13 protein-coding genes and 1 pseudogene are annotated in these 20,717 nt (G+C 37.6%); 12 read left to right on the forward strand and 2 right to left on the reverse strand.

All coding sequences use genetic code 11. The features are described from left to right. The first annotated feature begins 180 nt into the window (after positions 1–180). The 3 genes from TY21_RS03300 (at position 181) to TY21_RS03310 (ending at position 3,730) form a co-directional block, all read left to right on the forward strand. A protein-coding gene (locus tag TY21_RS03300) for an IS5 family transposase (protein ID WP_232044397.1) occupies positions 181–1,007 on the forward strand; the annotation gives its coding sequence in 2 pieces (ribosomal slippage) (positions 181–568 and positions 568–1,007; 828 coding nt in all). 467 nt (positions 1,008–1,474) lie between these two features. Beyond that, a complete protein-coding gene (gene ychF, locus TY21_RS03305; RefSeq protein WP_042238878.1) occupies positions 1,475–2,575 on the forward strand; it encodes a redox-regulated ATPase YchF in 1,101 nt (366 codons plus the stop codon). 12 nt (positions 2,576–2,587) lie between these two features. Then, the gene (locus TY21_RS03310; protein WP_174232788.1) at positions 2,588–3,730 is read left to right on the forward strand and encodes a class I SAM-dependent RNA methyltransferase; all 1,143 of its coding nucleotides are present in this window, start codon (positions 2,588–2,590) and stop codon (positions 3,728–3,730) included. 258 nt (positions 3,731–3,988) lie between these two features. On the opposite strand, the gene lon is transcribed toward TY21_RS03310, so the two are convergent. Next, positions 3,989–6,505 carry an endopeptidase La gene (gene lon / locus TY21_RS03315; RefSeq protein WP_042238884.1) on the reverse strand — a complete coding sequence of 839 codons (2,517 nt, stop codon included), beginning with the start codon at positions 6,503–6,505 and terminating at the stop codon, positions 3,989–3,991. A 377-nt stretch (positions 6,506–6,882) separates the two neighbouring features. Between lon and TY21_RS03320 the strand changes: the two genes are divergently transcribed. The 9 genes and pseudogenes from TY21_RS03320 (at position 6,883) to TY21_RS11810 (ending at position 15,321) form a co-directional block, all read left to right on the forward strand. Next, complete coding sequence (locus TY21_RS03320) at positions 6,883–8,037, forward strand: deoxyguanosinetriphosphate triphosphohydrolase family protein (protein ID WP_042238887.1); 1,155 nt, start codon at positions 6,883–6,885, stop codon at positions 8,035–8,037. Beyond that, on the forward strand, positions 8,025–8,711 hold the full coding sequence (tsaB, locus tag TY21_RS03325; protein WP_042238889.1) for a tRNA (adenosine(37)-N6)-threonylcarbamoyltransferase complex dimerization subunit type 1 TsaB: 687 nt from the start codon (positions 8,025–8,027) through the stop codon (positions 8,709–8,711). Before TY21_RS03320 ends, tsaB begins: the two co-directional genes overlap by 13 nt. A 98-nt stretch (positions 8,712–8,809) precedes the next feature. After that, positions 8,810–8,989 (forward strand): 30S ribosomal protein S21, encoded by a 180-nt coding sequence (gene rpsU, locus TY21_RS03330; protein WP_039384980.1) that lies wholly within the window; start codon positions 8,810–8,812, stop codon positions 8,987–8,989. A 179-nt stretch (positions 8,990–9,168) separates the two neighbouring features. After that, the gene (gene dnaJ, locus TY21_RS03335; RefSeq protein WP_042238892.1) at positions 9,169–10,323 is read left to right on the forward strand and encodes a molecular chaperone DnaJ; all 1,155 of its coding nucleotides are present in this window, start codon (positions 9,169–9,171) and stop codon (positions 10,321–10,323) included. 480 nt (positions 10,324–10,803) lie between these two features. Next, a complete protein-coding gene (locus tag TY21_RS03340) occupies positions 10,804–11,778 on the forward strand; it encodes a transposase (RefSeq protein ID WP_130589508.1) in 975 nt (324 codons plus the stop codon). Positions 11,779–12,240: 462 nt separating this feature from the next. Further along, positions 12,241–12,885 (forward strand): annotated as a pseudogene (gene ltrA, locus TY21_RS03345) (group II intron reverse transcriptase/maturase); the annotation flags it as partial. 544 nt (positions 12,886–13,429) lie between these two features. Continuing rightward, positions 13,430–13,645, forward strand: a complete 216-nt coding sequence (locus TY21_RS11405; RefSeq protein ID WP_232044398.1) for a hypothetical protein — start codon at positions 13,430–13,432, stop codon at positions 13,643–13,645. A gap of 7 nt (positions 13,646–13,652) precedes the next feature. Beyond that, complete coding sequence (gene ltrA, locus TY21_RS03350) at positions 13,653–14,681, forward strand: group II intron reverse transcriptase/maturase (RefSeq protein ID WP_232044399.1); 1,029 nt, start codon at positions 13,653–13,655, stop codon at positions 14,679–14,681. Between the two features lie 121 nt (positions 14,682–14,802). Continuing rightward, the gene (locus tag TY21_RS11810; RefSeq protein ID WP_130589509.1) at positions 14,803–15,321 is read left to right on the forward strand and encodes a group II intron maturase-specific domain-containing protein; all 519 of its coding nucleotides are present in this window, start codon (positions 14,803–14,805) and stop codon (positions 15,319–15,321) included. A gap of 684 nt (positions 15,322–16,005) precedes the next feature. On the opposite strand, the gene TY21_RS03360 is transcribed toward TY21_RS11810, so the two are convergent. After that, complete coding sequence (locus tag TY21_RS03360) at positions 16,006–20,205, reverse strand: DUF2225 domain-containing protein (RefSeq protein WP_079979956.1); 4,200 nt, start codon at positions 20,203–20,205, stop codon at positions 16,006–16,008. Positions 20,206–20,717: the final 512 nt, after the last annotated feature.

Raw genomic sequence — 20,717 nt, forward strand, 5'->3', positions numbered from 1 at the left:
GATTTCTACTTTTTTAGCTTAACACTAAAAGAAAAATTACATTTTTCCTTTCTAAAACTGATGCAATGATGAAGTTTTTTAGAGTAAATCAGGTCGAACTAAATATATTAGACCTCTTTCGAAACTGGAATAAAATGTAAATTTTAGTAAAATGGTGACTCAACATTTAAAGGAGGCACCATGAAATTTGATAAGATAGAGAAATTAGATGATGAACGATTTCGCAGATTGACAGGGGTAAAGCGTGGTACCTTTGATAAGATGGTGCAAATTTTACAGCAAGCCGATGCAGCCAAGAAGATTAAAGGCGGGCGTAAATATAAACTACGTTTAGAAGACATGCTGCTAATGACCTTGGAATATATACGAGAATATAGGACCTATTTCCATATTAGCCAAAGCTATGGAATTAGTGAAAGCTCAGCTTATAAAGCGGTGAAATGGATTGAAGATACGTTAATCAAGCATCCAGATTTTGCTTTACCGGGACGTAAAGAGCTTTTGAAAAGCGATACGGAATATGAGGTTATTTTGGTTGATGCTACAGAAACGCCTATTGAGCGCCCTAAAAAAAACAAAAGCGCTATTATTCAGGGAAAAAGAAAAAACATACCCTAAAGACCCAAGTTGTAGTCGATAAGAAGAGTAAAAAAGTAATTTGTACCTCATTTGGCAACGGCAAAAAGCATGATTTTAGGCTATTCAAAGAATCCCAAGTTAAAATCAATCCACAAACAAGAGTGTTAACCGATTCAGGGTATCAAGGATTAACAAAGCTGCATGCCCAAACCCAAATGCCCAAGAAAAAAAGTAAGAAGAAGCCTTTAACTCAAGAGGATAAAAGAACAAACCAAAGTTTATCCAGAGAAAGAGTTGCCAATGAAAACGTGATTGGCCTCCTTAAGCGATTTAAAATTATAGCCGATCGCTACAGAAATAGACGTAAAAGATTTGCACTTCGCTTCAACTTGATTGCAGCAATCTATAACTGGGAATTAAATACGTGAGTTTCGAAAGAGGTCTATTTTAAAATTTACAAAAAAGTTTTAATTCAAAAAATGATAATTTTTTAACTTTATTCTGCGCACCTAGAAGTGCTGTATGATAGGTTATCTCTATAATAAAAGGCTTGAGCTTAAAGCCTTAAGCTAGGAGGTTTGATTGTAAAGATCCTTTAAGATAATTCAATAAACCAGAAAAGTTCTTTCATAAAGGCAGGGAATTTTATTAGGAAATAATAAGTGGAGGATATCTTTTAAAGGAACGAGTGCCTTTTGACTAAGAAACCAATCTTTTACGAATATCGCCTTTATAAACCTAAAATTAAGATTAACCTCTAATTTTCGTAAGAAAATAGCAAGGAGAAATATTGTAACACTATTTTTTCCTATTCTATGACCTCCCCATGATTCTCTATTGTTTTTTTTACTATTTCATCCTATACTTTTGCCACTAATTACTATGAGGTATCTATATGGCAGCCGGCCGACTTTCTTGCGGTATTGTAGGTCTTCCAAATGTGGGAAAGTCTACTTTATTTAATGCCCTAACATCCAATCAAGCTCCTGCATCAAATTATCCTTTTTGTACTATCGACCCGAATGTTGGGGTGGTAGAAGTACAAGATGCCAGACTGCATGTCTTATCGGAGATCTCCCATAGCAATAAAATCATTTATGCGACTATGGAGTTTGTCGATATTGCTGGGTTAGTTGCTGGTGCTTCTCAAGGCGAAGGCTTAGGTAACAAATTTTTGGCAAATATTCGAGAAACAGATGCTATTGTTCATGTGGTTCGCTGTTTTGATTCTTCCGATATCGTGCATGTATCAGGACAAACAGATCCTATCAGAGACATCGAAGTGATTAACCTGGAGCTGTGCTTAGCAGATTTGCAGATGATTGAAAATGCTATCCCGCGCGTTGAAAAGCAGCTTAAAGGAAAAAAAGAGCTTGCTTTAACCTTAGCAGTGCTTAATCGTGTGCAAGAGCATTTAAATGCCAGCAAGCCGGTGAGAATGTTAGAATTTACACCTGAAGAACGAGAAGTTCTTCAGCTTTATCCCTTATTGACCATGAAAAAAGTCATTTATGCTACTAATGTTTCTGAAGACGATCTTCCTGACATGGAAAATCCTTATGTAAAACGTGTGCGTGATTATGCGGCTGCAGAGGGGAATGTTGTGATTTCTATTTGTGCCCGTATAGAAGAGGAGATTGCTCAGCTTAACTTAAGTGAACGCCAACAATTTTTAGATAGCTTGGGACTGCAAGAATCGGGGCTACAGCGCTTAATTAGAGCCTCTTATGAGATGTTAGGGCTTATTAGCTATATCACCACCGGGGAAATTGAAACGCGCGCTTGGACCATCAATAGAGGTACCTCGGCAGCAGAAGCAGCTGGTAAAATTCACTCAGACATCCAAAAAGGATTTATTCGTGCAGAAGTGGTTTCTTATGAAGATATGGTTACTTATAAAGGACGTGTAGCCGCACGTGAAGCTGGAAAGGCTCGCTCTGAGGGACGAGAATATGTGGTTAAAGACGGCGATGTTATTTTATTTATGCATAATTAAGCAGGTATTATTGTGTTAGAAAATCCTAATCATCTTTTTGTGACTTGCGGACAAGGTCTAGAATCTTTATTAATCCAAGAATTAGCGGAATTAGGCTTTACTCAGGTACGAGAAGGATTTCGAGGAGTTTATGTCTTTGATAAAAGTTTCCCCGCTATTTTTCGCCTTAATTATTGTTCTCGTATAGCAGGAAGGGTTTTACTTCCACTTGCTCAGTTTCCCTGCTATGATCAAAAAGGCTTGTACAAAGGGGGAAGCAGTATTGATTGGTTAAAATATTTACCTTCAGGAAAAAATTTTGCCATAGATGCCAATGTTTCCCATCGGCAGCTAAAAAATAGCTTGTTCGCAGCACAGGTTCTTAAAGATGCTATATGTGATCAAATACGTGCAAAAACCGGCAATCGCCCAAGTGTAAATGTTAAAAATCCTGATGTACAATTAAATCTATTTATTCACGATAATCAAGCAACTATAAGCGTAGATACTTCTGGAACTCCCTTGCATAAAAGAGGTTATCGGCAAGAGTCGGCAGAAGCCCCTTTGCAGGAATCTTTAGCTGCAGCCTTGCTACGCCTAGCTGATTATCAACCTCACGAAATTTTACTAGATCCTTGTTGTGGGGGAGGAACCTTATTAATAGAAGCTGCATTAATCGCTTCTCGTACGGCACCTGGATATTTGCGTCAAAAGTGGGGATTTATGCTTTTACCTCATTTTTCTTTTGAAGAATGGTTAAAAGTAAAAACAGAAGTAGATGCCTTAAGACAAGCGATCCCAAAAAATCATTTATTTGGGATAGATATTAATAAAAATGTAGCACGTATCTGTCAAGGTAATTTGCGGGCTGCAGGGTTTTTAAAGGACGTTCTAGTTAAGCAAGCTGATTTTAGAGAATTTAGTCCTTCAATATTGCCTACCATGATTTTAACAAACCCTCCTCACGGAAAAAGATTAGACAATGTAGACACTCTTATTCCTTTATACAGAGCGCTGGGGGACTTCATGAAGCATAATGTTTCTAAACCTGCGCGAGGCTTTATATTTACGGCTAATACTCCTTTGGTCAAAGAAATTGGATTGTCAGCGAGTCGTCGCCATGTTATTACTAATAGTAGCGTGGATAGTCGCTTGCTTGAATTTGGCCTTTATTAATAAAAGCTTGCCTAAACAGAAGATAAAGTTTTTTATAAAGTGCTAACCTCTCCATGCGGCATTTAAATCTTACCGTTTAAAGACCCTACGTCTATAGAGTCTAAAAAGGGGAACATCTTTCTGAGAGTTCCCTCTCTCCTTAAAAAAGAGAGGTTTTTCTATTAAGTCGATGATTACGTAAGAAGCTGCTCAGAAGTATAAGCTATTATTCATGCATTCCCGAAAGGTCAAACTATGATAGAGAATTCTTTAAAATCTCTATTTGTCCAACTTAGCGCCTAGAGTATGCCCCAGATCAGGAAAGGCAATATGAAAGACTTCGTCATAATGTTGTACGAAATGTATGTCTATTCCTTTTTTGATGTAATCAGGAAGTTCCTCATAATCTCTTAAATTATCTTTAGGAAAGATAAGAGTTTTTAGACCCGAGCGTCTAGCTGCTACTAGTTTTTCTTTTACCCCGCCGATAGGCAAAATGCGGCCGGTTAGAGTTAGCTCTCCTGTCATTCCTAAATTGTTAAGCACAGGGGTATTGGTCAACAAAGATAATAAGGCTGTAACCATGGTAATGCCCGCCGATGGGCCATCTTTGGGGGTAGCCCCTTCAGGGATATGAATATGAACTTGCGCTTTTTCAAAGAAGCTATAACTGGGAGCATATTTGTTTAAGGCGCTATGTAAATAGCTCCAAGCAATTTCAGAAGATTCTTTCATGACCTGGCCTGCTTGGCCCGTTAGCTTCATCTCCGTTTTTTCTGCGGCTACTTTAATTGTTTCAATGTAAAGGGTGGCTCCACCCATTGAAGTCCATGCTAGGCCTGTGCTAACCCCTATAGGATTATGTTCATAAAAACGATCTGAGGTAAATATAGGCTTACCGAGATATTCATGTAAACTGGTGGGAGTCACACTATAAGAAGAAGTTAAGACTTTTGTATCCTTTGGCTTGCTATTTTTACGAGGTTTTTCTGCAGCTATGGATGCCTCTCGGACAATACGTAAGGCAATCTTACGCATGATCTTTTTAATATTATTTTCAAGGCTTCTTACTCCTGCTTCACGTGCATAACCATTGATAATAGCTCTTAAGCCTTCAGTCGTAAAGGTGATATCTTTAGCCTTTAATCCCATTAATTTACGGTTGCGAGGAAGTAAATACTTTTTGGCAATCTCAATTTTTTCCTGCATAATATAGCCCGAAAGGCGCAAAATATCCATGCGGTCTTTAAGGGGCTCGGGGATTGTGTCTAAAACATTGGCAGTCACAATGAAGAGAATATTAGATAAATCACAGTGAACATCTAAGTAGTGATCTAAAAATTCACGATTTTGTTCGGGATCTAGAACTTCTAACAATGCCGATGCTGGATCTCCATGGTAACTACTTCCCATTTTATCCACTTCATCTAGCATGATCACGGGATTCATGGTCTGGCAAAACTTGAGTGCTTGAATTAATTTTCCTGGCATAGCTCCAATATAGGTACGGCGATGTCCTTTAATTTCAGCTTCATCTCGCATGCCACCTACAGAGAAGCGATAAAATTTTCTATTTAAGGCTCGAGCTATGCTTTTACCGATACTGGTTTTGCCGACTCCTGGAGGGCCGACCAAGCACAATATACTGCCTTTTACCCCTCCAACAAGCTTACCTACTCCTATAAATTCCAAGATGCGTTGCTTGATGTCTTCTAGGCCATAATGATCGTGCGCAAGGATCTTTTCAGCTTTCATAATATCCTGACACTCTTCACTTTGAATACCCCAAGGTAGATTGGTCAACCAATCTAAATATCCTCGGCATACAGCGTATTCAGCAGATTGCGTCTCTAGTACAGAGAGCTTTTCCATCTCATCTTTTATGACTTTTAATACATCAGCAGGTATTTTACGTTCTCTGATACGTCCTTCAAATTTTTCTTTGTCAAGAGACTTGTCATCTTTTTCAATACCCAACTCTTTTTTAATTGTTTTTAGTTGCTCGCGCAGAAAAAAATCTTTCTGGCTTTTAGAGATGGTGGATTCAATCTTTTGATTGATATTATTTTGTAAAACACTTAAGTCTAATTCTTTTTTAAGCAGTAAAAGAGCTCGATCAATGCGTTTTTGGATGTCAAACGTTTCTAATACTTCTTGCAGCTCTTCTCGGGAAGCGGTTGTTAAAGCTACAGCAAAATCTGCAAGTTTCCCAGGCTCGGTAAAATCAGAATGACTAAGAAAAATTTGTAATTCTTCTTTAAAAAGCGGATTTAATTTCAGTAATTCTTTAATGGTAGAAATAATACTGATCGCATAGGCTTTAAGCTCAGAGGTAAGCGTAGGACTATCTTCAAAATAAGAAACTTTGGCTTTTAAAACTTTGGAGTTAGAAAGAGGGCGTAAAACACGTAGTCGCCTTTCCATGTTAAGTATAACTTGTGCGCCTCCTTGCTCTAAAGGAATGATTCGCAACAGACGAGCGATAACCCCTACTTGATAAAGATCCCCAAAGCTAGCTTTATAGATATCAACATCTTCTTGCCTGGTTAAAATCAAACCGATAGACTTATGATCAGTTTTAGCCACTATTTTTAGAGTTTCAAAGAAAGGTCCAGGTTCAATAACTATAGGAGCTGCCATCCCAGGAAAAAAAGGTCTTTTCAAAAGAGGAAATATACATAGCTCGTTCGGAAAGGAGTTTCTTTTCTCTGTTTTTTGTTGATTTTCAAGTGTCTTGATCACAGCATTTTCCAGCTGCTGAGTAAAAGAACTGTCTTCAATATCTTCTAGATTCAAACTTGGCCTCTTACCATTTAAATTATATGAGTGATAATATTATGGAGGATAAAGAATAAACATTCAATTAAGAAAGCGTTTTTTCCTAGGCAGCAGAGATCCTGCCAAAGGTGTACTTATCAGCGTTGTTTTTAGATAAGCTTTATTCTAAGCTAGCCTATTAAGAAAAACAAGAAAGTTAAGTTTCTAAAAAAAAATATTTAAATACAATCTTTAATTATTAATATGGGTCAACTAGGCTGCTTTTAAATAAGATTGGAAAGACTTTTTTTTCTATCAGCTATTCTTTCTGGTTTATAACTCAAACGACTTGTTTTATAAATTATTTTTCACTAAGATTTACTATGAGGAATTTTTAAAAGAATGAGTGTAAATACATGACTATCCCTTTTAGTGAAACTCTTTCCTTTTATCGTCATGCATTAATAAAACAGGAAAAAGCTTATTTGCATCCCTTAGCCGCACGTACATCAACCCATAGTCGGCAGGCTGGTAATGAGGAAGATTATCGTTTACCCTATAAACGAGATGTAGATAAAATTATCCACTCTAGAGCGTATGCTCGCTATAATGATAAAACTCAGGTCGTATACTTAGTCGATAATGATCATATTACTCATCGTGGCTTACATGTACAATTTGTTAGTAGCTTTGCTAGGGGAATTGCAGAGATTTTACGCTTGAATCTTGATCTGGTAGAAGCTATCTCTTTAGGTCATGATGTGGGACATCCTCCTTTTGGTCACGAAGGTGAGGAGTATTTATCTGAACTGTCAATAATGTTTGAGAATGGGGCGTTTGCTCATCCTTTGCAATCATGCCGGCTTTTTACTGACATAGAACCTCTTAACCTTGGACTTGCTGTCTATGATGGTTTTCTTTGCCACGATGGTGCAATGAACAGCTCTTTGATCCATCCTAGCTTTGATAAAACATGGGAAGATCACTTTAACGATAAAAAACAGAAAGCAAGAGAACCGGAGTATAACATAATTCCAGGAACTTTAGAGGGATGCTTAGTGAAACTATGCGATACAATGAGCTACATAGGCAAAGATATTGAAGATGCTATTCGCTTAGGAATCATATCTAAAGAACAGGTGCCCAAAACATTTTTAGGTACCACAAATCAAGAAATTCTGGCGACTCTTGCTAAAGAAATTATTAAAATGAGTTACGAGCAAGCTTACATAGGTATTTCTATGGAAGCTTTTGAAGCCTTAAAGTTTTTGCGTGATTTTAATTTTGCTCATATCTATGTGCATCCTCAACTCAAAGTGGAATCTAGCAAAATCAAGCGAGCGTATCGTCTTTTATTTGAATTATTATTAGAAGATCTTAATCATTTAAATGAAGAAAGTTACGTGTGGAAAAATTATACTTTTAATAAAAATGAGCATTACAAAAATTCTACTTCTTTAGTACAAATGGTGGTTGATTATATTTCTGGAATGACCGACAGCTTTTTTATACGTACCTTAGAAAAACTTACTCTTCCCCGTAGGATTGACTTAAGAGAATGTTTTCGTTAGTAATCGACACTAGTAGTGAGCGCGGCTGCGCAGCCTTCTTTGATGGGAGAGAAGTAATCTTTCAAGGAAATTTTCCATTTGGATTAAATTCTTCTCAATCCCTTTTGCCCGAAATTGAACGGGGATTAAAATCTTTGGGGAGAAAAGCGGCAGACTTGAGCTATGTAGCGGTAGGAATTGGTCCGGGTTCTTATACGGGTATAAGGGTAGGAGTAGTAGTTGCTAAAGCAGTCGCTTTTTCCCTAAGAAAGCCATTGGTTACTTTTTGTAGTTTGGAAGGATTTCTTCCTTCTCAGGAGGGTTCGTATGCTGCACTTTTTGATGCAAAGATAGGGGGAGTGTACGTACTAAAAGGCCAAGCTAGCCGAGGAGCTTATAAGAGGGACGGAAAAGTACAACTTCTTCCCTTAAGCGAAGTAGGCGTATATCTACAAAATGTAAACTATCTGCTTACTCCTAATAGTCTCCTACTTAAACAAAAGATAGAAAATATGTATCCTAACCAGCAGTGGACATGGGAAGAAAAAAGCCCCGATGCGCTTTATTTAAGTCGTTTATCGGAAGATAAATGGAGAAGGGGAGAGATCATGCAAAAAGAGCCTCTCGAGATTTTATATTTGCGTAAAACCCAAGCAGAAATAGAGAAAGAATTGCAAAAGAGTATTCAGTATTGATAAATTACTCATCGATTGTGTATGATGCTTTCATCATTAGAAAACTGGCAAAAGTGTTGCCGTGATTACTAAACTTATAAAATTAGGAATTGAGCGAAATGTCATTAGTAAAAGTCCGTATTGGCGAACCCATCGATAAAGCCCTTCGTGCCTTGAAGAAAAGATTAGATAAAGAGGGTGTAATGAAATCCGTCAAAGCCCATCGCTTTTATGCTAAACCATCGGTTAAAAAGCGCGCAAAATCTAAGGCTGCTTTAAAATACAAAAGACAGCGTTAAAACCCGATAGGCTTGCTTAAGTAACAAGCCGATTGATTTAATATAAGTTCCCCAAAGGGTGTTCAGATTTATTATTACAATGAGTACCTATACCCTTTAGGCTAAAGTTTTTAAATTCCACCGAGTGTTATGTTTTTTTGTTAAAAGACATGCACTCTCAAGACATCTATGTGAGCATTATGGCTGACTATTACGAAACATTGGAAATTCCGCGAACTGCCACAGCAGACGAGATTAAAAAGGCTTATCGCAAAAAAGCCATCAAATACCATCCTGACAAAAATCCCGGCAATGCTGAAGCTGAAAAACGCTTTAAAGAAATTTCAGAAGCCTATGAAGTTTTAAGTAATGATAAAAAACGCCAAACTTACGATCGCTATGGTAAAGAAGGATTAGGAGCAGCGGCAGGAGCAGCTGGAGGAGGGTTTTCAGGATTTTCTTCTGTCGATGAAGCTTTACGTACTTTCATGGGTGCTTTTGGTGGCATGGGTGGGGAGTCTATATTTGAAAGTTATTTTGGTGGAAATGACTTTGGGGGAGGCTCAGCTCAAATGCGCCGCCAAGGAGCTAGCAAACGTGCCAATATCACTATTTCATTTCTAGAAGCAGCTAAGGGTGTTGATAAGGAATTAGCCATCAATAACTATGTCACTTGTAAGACTTGCCATGGTAAAGGTACCCCCTCTTCTAAGGGCAAGAAAAAGTGCCCGCGTTGCCATGGGGCTGGACAAGTATATGAGCAGAAAGGCTTTTTTAGCATGTCTATGGGCTGTCCTCAATGCCATGGAGAAGGGGAAATTATCACTGAGCCCTGTAAAGATTGCCGAGGAGAGGGCTTAATTAAAGAAAAGCAGCATGTTAAAATTCATATACCAGCAGGTGTGGATAGTGGCATGCGCCTTAAGATGAGCGGTTATGGAGATGCAGGGCATGGTGGTGGGCCCGCAGGAGATCTTTATGTCTTTATTAACGTCGAGCCGCATGAAATTTTTGAACGTGAAGGGAATGATGTTCTGCTAGATCTACCGATTAGCTTTACAGAAGCTGCTTTAGGATGTAAAAAAGATGTACCTGGTCTTTATGGCCATACCTGTCGCATTACCATCCCAGAAGGCACCCAAAATGGAAAAGTATTCCGCCTAAGGAATGAAGGCTTTCCCAGCGTGCATGGACAAGGAAAAGGAGATTTACTAGTTAAAATATTTGTGGAAACACCTACACAGCTTTCCGAAAAGCAAATAAAATTGCTGAAAGAGTTTTCTACCTTGCAAGGTCCTGCCAATTTACCTAAAAGTAACTCTTTTTTGGATAAGATAAAAAGCATTTTCAAATAAAAATTTTTTACTGATTTTTCGCTTGAGATTAAAAATGGCAGCCGTAAAACACCTTCTAAGTATAAAATTTTTATGAGGTGTTTTTATTAGCTTATGAGCGGGTCGTCCAAACGCGTTTTTTTCTAATATCTTTTTATTATTAAGATATACAGCATTTTCTATGAGAGGGAAGGTTAGTACTCATTATTTTTTTAATAACTGTTGTCGTTCTACTTATCTAAGTCATAGTTCTTTCTATTATCTATCTTCTTGAAAGACGTTAAATTTTTCTTTAGAGTACCCAAAAAGTAGCTTTCCAAGCTTTCATTATCTACTCATATTACGCATAGAGAGCTTAATGTTTCTAGAGGGAAGTAGCGTTTCTAAAATGTACCATTGAGTATCTGTTAATTCTTCATGTTAGTAACTCACCTTACGCACAGATGAGTTGAAAAAATTATTCTAAAGGTATATTTTTTTCTTTGAAAAGAGGAGAAAAAAATGAAACTTGATCTTCTTGATATTTATACAGATTATCTTATCAGCCAAAACCAACAAGCCACAGCTACAGGGCTATCCAATCTTTTAGATGGCCAGGTTAGCCATGATAAAATCACCCGTTTTCTTAACAGCAATCCAGGGGGATCGAAAGAACTATGGCAGTATGTTAAAAAGCAAGTGCGCCATCTAGAGCAAGATAAAGGAGGTGTATTGATTATTGACGATACGATAGAGGAAAAGCCCTATACAGATGAAAACGAAATCGTCTGTTGGCACTTTTCTCATACTCAAGGAAGGAGTGTAAAAGGGATTAATCTACTTTCCTGCCTTATTAGCTATGGAGATCACACTTTTCCCATCGGCTTTGAAGTAATCAAAAAAGATATGCATTTTTGTGATGTGAAAACAAAGAAAGAAAAAAAGCAGTCATCCATTACTAAAAACCAACATTTCAGAGCGCTTATCCAACAGGCAGTTGCCAATCAAGTGAAGTTTGAGTATGTGCTGGCTGACAATTGGTTTGGCGCTAAAGATAATATGGAATTTATCCACTATAAACTCAAAAAGATGTTTATATTTGGCATAAAGTCTAATCGATTAATTGCTTTCTCTGAGGAAGGAAGAAAAAAAGGCCAGTATCAGAATTTAAATACGTTTAATTTCAAAGACGGAGATAAAAGGATAGTTTGGCTTAAAGAATTAGCCTTCCCCGTAGCTTTAATCACAAAGTTCTTCAAAAACAAAGACGGTTCTACAGGGGTTCTCCACATTGTAACTAACGACCTAAATCAAGAGGCTGACCGAATCTATGAAATCTACCACAAAAGGTGGCGCATAGAGGGTGCGCCGCAGGCGCACAAAGAAGTTAAACATGAACTAAAAGCTTTGTGCATAAGCTGTACAAATGATGGAGAAGACCCTCCGAAGTCGGTTTTCAGGAACGGGCTTCAAACCACCTTAAGCTGCTGTTATTAAGAGTAATGGTGGTGAGCATTAAGGAAAAGTCGAGATAAAACTTGGAAGGTATGAATCAGAAAGACGAATAAAACTGAACCATTGTTGATGCGTCGTAAACCAGAGATTTGATGTCAAAAGCAGGGGCACTTCTATCTCCTGTAAAGAATCTACAAGATACCTGATTACTGTGTAGATGGCATCCGGCGTATAGATGGCGTGAGTCTGATTTGGGCGTTTGTACGGAACTGCGGGAACCAGTCGCTTGGATGATAAGGGAGAAATTCAAATGACAAAAAAATCATAAGAATGAGAGTACCGATGCCAAAAACTGGGGCGGAACAACCTGTAGTAGCGAAGAAGGCTGGTAATGCGGCTGAAGCAAAGAGGTTGGATTAAGTAGTAACATTCATTATTCAACTAGATTTCTAGGAGGAAATCGTGAGTGAAACAAAACCTTTTATTATTTCTAAAACACTTGTTATGGAGGCCTATAAACTTGTAAAAGCAAACGCAGGAGCAGCTGGCATAGATCAGCAAACGCTAGAAGATTTCGATCGAAACCTTAAAAGCAATCTTTATAAAATCTGGAACCGAATGTCCTCGGGAAGCTATTTTCCACCGCCTGTAAAAGCGGTTTCAATACCAAAGAAAAGTGGTGGAGAAAGAATCTTGGGAATACCTACGGTAAGTGATAGAATAGCTCAAATGATTGTAAAGCTGATGTTTGAACCAACAGTAGAGCCCCATTTTCATCAAAATTCCTATGGATATAGGCCGAATAAATCAGCTTTGGATGCTGTAGGGATCACTAGGCAAAGATGTTGGAAATACGATTGGGTGCTGGAATTTGATATCAAAGGTCTATTTGACAATATAGACCATGACCTTCTAATGAAAGCAGTAAGAAAACATACAGATAACAAATGGGTTATTTTGTATATCGAAAGATGGCTGAAAGCACCACTCCAACTAGAAAATGGAACCCTTGTTCAAAGAACGAAGGGTACACCTCAAGGGGGAGTAATCAGCCCCGTGCTTGCGAATCTATTTCTTCATTATGTATTTGACGCATGGATGACAAGGGATTATCCTGACATACCATGGTGTAGATACGCCGATGATGGTGCGCCACGAACTTTGACAAGCCAACGGCGGGTCAAAGATGCTGTACAAGAGATTAGGGAAGGCCCCTAGTAACCGATGACTTAGGCATAGGTTACAAACCACCTTAAGCTGCATGGGTAAAGAGTCCATGTGGTGAGCGTTAAGGAAAAGGTATAGCAAGACTATATCAGGTGAGAGTTAAGGAGACGAATGCAAATGAATCACTGATGACGTGTCGAAAGCGTAGGGATGATGTCAAAACTGGGGGGGGCGTCGTTAACCCAGGACAAATCTAAGGGAAACCTAATATTAACTGCTTAGATGGCATCCGGCATAAAGGTGACGTGAACTTAACTACAGGCTCTTATACGGAACGTGGGAACCTGTCGCCTTGATGAAAAGGGAGAAGTTCAAATGGAAGCCCCATAAGAACCAGAGTACCGATGCAAGGAACAGGGGCGGAATAGCCCGTAGTAGTGAGGAGACCTCTGTAATGGAGGTGGAGCGAAGGGGACTATATTGTTTAGCTTAAGATTAATCGAACAACTGGAAACAGGAGGAATCGATGAATACAGCAAAGTCGTATTGTATTTCTAAATCCATTGTATGGGAAGCATACAAGAGAGTAAAAGCTAACAAAGGAGCAGCAGGTGTTGACGAAGAGTCTATAGAAGAATTTGAAAAGAATCTTAAAGACAATCTGTATAAACTTTGGAATCGCCTATCGTCGGGGAGCTATTTTCCGCCCCCCAGTAAAGATAGTTGCCATACCAAAAAGTGATGGAAAGATGAGAAAGCTGGGAATACCCACAGTATCAGACAGAATCGCACAGATGGTCGTTAAGCTGTATCTAGAGCCAGAGATTGACCCACATTTTCATCCTGATTCTTATGGGTACAGACCTGGAAAATCAGCGTTAGAAGCCGTAGGAGTCGCTAGACAGAGATGTTGGCGCAACGACTATGTTATTGACCTTGATATCAAAGGATTTTTCGATAATTTAGACCACGAGCTCGTCATGAGAGCCGTAAGGAAACACACCGAAAGCCAATGGATTCTTCTGTATATAGAACGCTGGCTAAAAGCGCCAGAGCAAGATGCAGACGGGAAACTTATAAAAAGAGATAGAGGGACTCCACAAGGGGGTGTAATCAGCCCTTTACTAGCCAATCTATTTCTTCATTATGCCTTAGACGAATGGATGAGGAAATGCTATCCAGGTAATCCATTCGAGCGTTATGCTGATGATATAGTGGTTCACTGTCAAACGGAAGCGCAAGCCAACGAAATAAAGAAAGCTATTGCAGAACGCTTAGCTCAATGCAAACTGGAGTTGCATCCTGCAAAGACAAAAATCGTCTATTGCAAAGATGATGAACGAAGAAAAAGATACCTAAACGAGAAATTTGATTTTTTGGGATATACTTTTAGAGCCAGAAGATCAAAGAATCGGTATGGAAAGCTCTTCATCAACTTTAGTCCCGCAGTAAGCAATAAAGCAAAGAAAGCAATAACGAGTACGATGAGAAGTTGGAAAATGCATCTGCGCAGTGACAAGAAGATTGTAGATTTATCAAGAATGTTTAACCCCATGATAAGAGGTTGGATCAACTACTATGGTAAATATTACAAATCAGAACTCTATCAAATTTTCAATGTTGCAAACCGTACATTAGCAAGGTGGGCGGAAAGGAAATACAAGAAGTTAAGAGGCCACAGCAGAAGGGCAATGCATTGGTTGGGAGGGATCGCAAAACGAGAACCTCAGCTATTTGCTCACTGGAAAATGGGCGCCATACCTGCGACTAGACAATAGGAGCCGTATGAGCTGAGAGGCTCACGTACGGAACTGTGAGAGCGTGAGGGTGTGATCCCCTCGCGCTACTCGACCACTAGTACATTGTAAGACGGAACAAGAAGCAAAACAAATCCTACATATGCTTGAAAAGCGAATGGAAAAATGTGGTTTGACACTTCATCCCGATAAAACAAAGATTGTCTACTGCAAAGATGTAGATCGTAAGGAAAAATACAAGGAAATCAAATTTGACTTCTTAGGATATACCTTTCGGCCAAGATTGGTCAAAAATAGCAAACGAAATAGCATGTTTGTAAGTTTTACACTAGCCGTAAGTAAAACAGCGTTAAAATCTATGCAAGCAGCCATAAGACAATGGAAAATAAGAAATAAGACAGATTTGGAGCTTAAAGATATAGCCAGAATGTATAATCCAGTCATCCGAGGATGGCTAGAATACTACGGGAAATATCGGCCAGCAGCTTTATATCAAATCTGCCGTCATTTTAATAAATCATTAATCACAAGGGCTATGCGCAAATACAAGAGACTTGCAGGTCACAAAACAAGAGCAATTACCTTTATGGAAAAAATGGTCAGAAAAGACCCAGGACTATTTGTACATTGGAAAAGAGGAATGATAGGAGCGTTTGCTTAATTGGGAGCGGTATGAATTGAGAGGTTCCTGTACCGTTCTAAGAGAGGCCTGTGGGGAAGTTCCGCAGGTCGACTCACCAGTATCACAAATCAATAAAGCAAAATACTAGCCTTGAAAAATCGCCCACCAAAATTGCTCGCTCTCAAAGAAATCATATTTTTTCATCTCTTATCGCTTACTGCAAACTTGAATTTCTTAAAATTAACACCTCACTCAACCACTTTGCTTTAAAATATAAGTTAATCCTTAGAGCCAATCAGATGGCCTATCAAGAATTGCAAAATTTACAAAGGAATTTTATGCCTGCGTAAGGTGAGTTAGTAAAGTAAGCTTGTAGCATAAGAGCCTGTAAGTTTTTGTAGAAATTTATTACCACTTCATGGTTTTTTCCATAGAGACGTAGGCAATTTCAAGAGCTTTACTAACATATTTGTATGCCTTTCCTAGATTGCCTTGAGCATGATAGAGTGTACCTAATTTGTTATAAAGGTGGGGGTATCTTTGGATAATTTTCACCCTATAGCTTAAGATAAATATCTAGAACATGTGTGAAATTTTCTGTAGCTTTTTCTAAGCTGCCCTGAGCTTTATACATTATTCCTAAATTATAGTAATCTGTCGCCACAGTGGGATGGATTTTCTCCAAAAAGTTTAAGGTGTAAATCAAGAGCTTGTATAATACATCTAATAGCTTCTTCTAGCTTGCCTAAGTTCTTGATAAATTATCCCCAAATTATAATAATATAGCGCCAGCTTAGTGTCAGTTTTAGCTAAATGCCGAAGGCCAAGATTGAGGGCTTGCCTGGCATACTCAGCAGCTTTTTCTAATTGCTTTTGGGCTTGGTAGATAACTCCCAAGTTATTATAATAATTGGCCAAAGTGGCATGATCTTCATCATGAAGCTCAAGGTGAATATCTACGGCCTGATGGACGTATCTTGCAGCTTCTTCTAATTTGCCTTGATCTTTATATATCATTCCTAAATTATTGTAATCTGTCGCCACCGTGGGATGATTTTCTCCAAAAAGTTTAAGGTGTATGTCAAGAGCTTGTGTGACAGACTTAATAGCCTCTTGTAGTTTGCCGTGATCTTGGTAAATCATCCCTAAATCACTGTAATATTTAGCCAGCTTAGGGTGAGGTTTACTATATCGCTTATGAGCAATGGAAATTGCTTGATTTAAATGCTTAGCTGCCTCTTCAAATTTGCCTTGCTTTTTATGAATTGAAGCTAATTTGTTATAAAGGCTTGCTATCTTAGAATGGGTCTCTCCATGAAGCATACGATTAATAAAGACAGCTTTATTAATATACTTAATAGTTTTTTCTAAATCTTCCTGAGCTAGGTAAATCGCCTGTAGATTATTATAATAGGTTAACAAATCAGGGTGAGTTTCACCCGAAAGCTGAAGGTCAATATTAAGCGCTTGTTCAACATATTTAGCAGCTTTTTCTAAATTACCTAAATCTTTATGAATCATTCCCAAATTGTTGTAATATTTGGCTATATTGGGATGAATCTTACTTGGAATTTGAAGGTCAAGGTTGAGCGCTTGTTCAACATATTTAGCAGCTTTTTCTAAAGTACCTAAATCTTTATAAATCATTCCCAAATTGTTGTAATATTTGGCCAGATTGGGGTGAGTTTCACCATACAACTTACGAGCAACAATGAGCGCTTGAGTGGAATAATCAGCTGCTTTTTCTAACTTGCCTTGTGCATGATAGATAGTTCCCAAATTATTATAATAATTAGCCACCTCCGCATGATCTTTACCATACAAATTAAGACTAATGCTAAGCGCTTGCTCAATATGCTCCGCAGCTTTTTCTAATTTACCTTGTTCTCGATATATTGTTCCAAGATTATTATAAAGTGAAGCGAACATGAAATCGCTTTTTCCTAAAAAATTAGATCGGTTAGCGAGCGCTTGCTTGATAAACCTAATAGCTTCCTTTGGCTTCCCCTTCTCTTGATAGATGAGTCCTAAATTATTATAGTTCTTTACTACATTTAAATGATTTCCCCCCAAGAGTTCACAATTTATAGCATGAGCTTGCTTGGCATAATGAAGTGCCTTTTTTAAATCCCTTTGATCGTAGTATATCATACCTAGATTAGTGTAATAGACAGCCATAGTAAAATGTTTTTTATCGTAAAGCTGAAGCCCAATATCGAGCGCTTGCTCAACGTACTCTGCAGCTTTTTCTAATTTGCCTTGTTCTCGATATATCATTCCAAGGTTATTATAATAATGTGCTACAGTAGGATGTTTTTTGCCAAAGAGCACGAGATCAATGTCGAGAGCTTGACTAACCTTTTCAGCGGCCTTTTCAAAATTATATTGCTTCTCGTAGATTGCTCCCCAATTAGTGTAAAGGCGCGCCACGTTTGAATGGTCTTCGCCTAAAAGCTTAAGACTGATGTCGAGGGCTTGCTTGATACACTTGGTGGCCTCATCTAACATTCCTTGTTCTATGTATACTAATGTTAAATTGTTGTAATGTATAGCCGTGGTGAGAGGGTTATCTTTAAAAAACTTTTCGTTAATTGCTAGAGCTTGGCTAATATATTCAAAAGCTTCATTTAACTTGCCATCATTTATGTAAATTAATCCTAAATTATTATAATCTCTAGCTACAGCGGCAGGGTTTTCATTAAAAAGCTTTAGATCAATCTCGAGTGCTTTTCTAATATACTCAGCAGCTTCTACTAACTTGCCTTGTTCTAGGTAGATTTGTCCTAAATTATTATAATCTCTAGCCACAGGGGCAGGGTTTTCACTAAAAAGCTTAAGATCAGTATCGAGAGCTTTTTCAATATACTTAATGGCATCTGCTAACACGCCTTGTTCTTGGTAGAGTATTCCTAAGGAATTTAGTAGCTCAGAATTTTCTTGATTTGCTTCTATTGCTGAAAGATAACATTTTGTTGCCTCTTCATGCTGATAAAGCCTTAAAGCAATATCTCCTCTCGTTTGGAAGGAGTCATCATTTAAGTCGGAAGATTTAAGGATTGATTCATCGCCAGATAAAAATTTTATCATACCTTGATAAAATGGGATAAATGTGCGGTAAATTCCCTCGACTTGTTTTAATACGTCTTTGTTAAAAGTGAAATGTTCTTTTATGAGTTGAGGCTTCTCTAAGCTAAAAGGCTGTATAAGAGGGTTCATCATTTCTCTCTGCGCCTGATAATGAGAATAGGTTTTAAGTCGCATAAATAGGGCGATACTCATCCAATCCTTTAACTTTTCAGCTGCGCCCTCTGTTAAAATATCTTGTCTATTTAACTCCTCAATTCTACCAAAAGTATCGGAAGCTGTTATTTCCTTAAGTAGGGCTAGTCGGTCCAAAGCAAGGTGAGGGAAACGATAAAGATCATTCTTAACTTTAAAAAGCATGCCTTGTCTTTCTAACTCATTCATTACTGGATTAAATGTCGCCATATCCGCTTGAAATAAGTGCTTCATGGCCAAGTACTGGCGTAGATTAAAGGGTTCCTGATAAGGAACTTTAAGTTTTTCTTGAATTTTTTCTTTATATTGATCAGTTAATTCAAGATTGCCTAACAGATGGGTAAAGTTCAGAAGCTCCATCGGAAGATGAGGCTCTTTTTTATGCCACCATTGTCCTTCTTTATCTTTAGCGATGTACTGAGCCATCTTTTCAGGAGTTTGAATAAGCTCAAACGTCTTACCATTATTGCCGAAAGGAGTTTTACAACCTTTCTCTTCTACTCCTGCCCCATCAAAAGCAAAGCCTCTAGGAGTAACACTATCAAAAAAACTAGCATCTTTTATGCAGGGAATATTTAAAGCAGGAAGAATCGTCTCTCCTAAGTTAATAACGCTAAGGTGAATTAGAGTAGTCAGGCGCTTAAAATACTTTCTATTATCTTCACTATCTTCTTGGATTAGAATGCCAAATTCTAAATCGGAATAAGGAGTCATCTCTTCTCTAGCTAGGGAACCAAAGCCTATCATGGCATACTCACAGGGAACAGCTCCTAAGGTATCAATACTCTGCTTGGCAAGAATTTCAAAGAAATCTTTCATCCATTTAGCAATTTCCTTGTAAAGATCTCTTACTTTCTCAGATGAAGGATTCGAGCCAAGAACTTGGACTTTCGTCTCTATTATTTTTCTAAACTCTTTTAATGCTTCACGATTAGCTGTAAATTGTTTACTCATCGAGCTAGAATCCAAAATTTCACCCTGACACCCATAGATAAGTGTTTGTTGTACCATTGACAATTTTTCTTTAAGAACTTCTTGTTTCTTCATATCTTCTGAAAAGACCCGTAACGCATAATTATAAAGCCCTGCAGCCTGAAGAAGCGTTTCAGAAGTTCTTTTTGCTAAATAGATATCACCTAACTTTTCTATACAGAAGCTTTCTTGGATAGTATCTTTTTTTTGTACAGCAATTTGCAAAGCTAATGTATAGGCTTTCTCGGCTTGTTCTAAGCTAGCCTTTGATGAAAAAACGTCCTTATTCATGATTTTTTTTAATTCATCATTTGTTAAATTATCAAAAGAAGGAAGGATTTGTTCATAAATTTCTGAAGATAATGAAATCAAAGTGCTGGGATTCTTAAAAGTTTCTTTCTTGTATGCAATACTAGGCTGCTTTTTTTCTTTCGAAAAATTAAAGCAACTTTTATTACCATAATACTTTTTCCATAAATCAGTCTCTTCAGCGATTTGTTTCCATTCTTTGCAAACTAATCTTAAGCGGTACAAGTCTTGCAGTCCTAATTCTGCGCATATCTTTAAATCAGTTTTCCCATATGTGATGATATTTTCCCTAGAAGAGGGGGACGGTTTAAGGTCTGAAGAAGTAACAGGCTGCCTCATATTCGTTAGATTGGTTGGATTCATGTATTATCACTCCCTATCTTTTACTGGCATTTCAACAACCATGTAATGCCTTTTAAATTTTTTTCCAAAGATATATCTTTTAATAATTAAGAAAACAATAATATTTTTTATTTCATCTAAATTAATTATAAAAAAAATTTAAAACATTAAAAATTACATGCTTATGATAAAATTTTTGCGGTGTTATTTTAAATTTAAAAATACCTCTTAACAAAATTAATATTTGCTTAATAAAACCCTTGAAATTAATAAGATGGGAAGCAAAGGCTCTTAGAAAGCATTTTGATCTGTTTATAATAAGTTTATTCGTGGTGATAATTATTTTGGTAAACCTTATTGATCTATACTCAAATTTATTCGTACACCACAACCACCTAAAAACAGGGAGAAACAATCTGATTAGAATTTATAAAGATTTACTGGGGGAAGAAAATTTTTGATAATTTTTGATAATTTTTTGACTTATAATACTGGATTAGCGAATATCCAAAAGAAGCTCAACTTAAGCTGTA

This window comes from Neochlamydia sp. S13, assembly GCF_000648235.2.
In the GTDB taxonomy this organism is placed as follows: domain Bacteria; phylum Chlamydiota; class Chlamydiia; order Chlamydiales; family Parachlamydiaceae; genus Neochlamydia.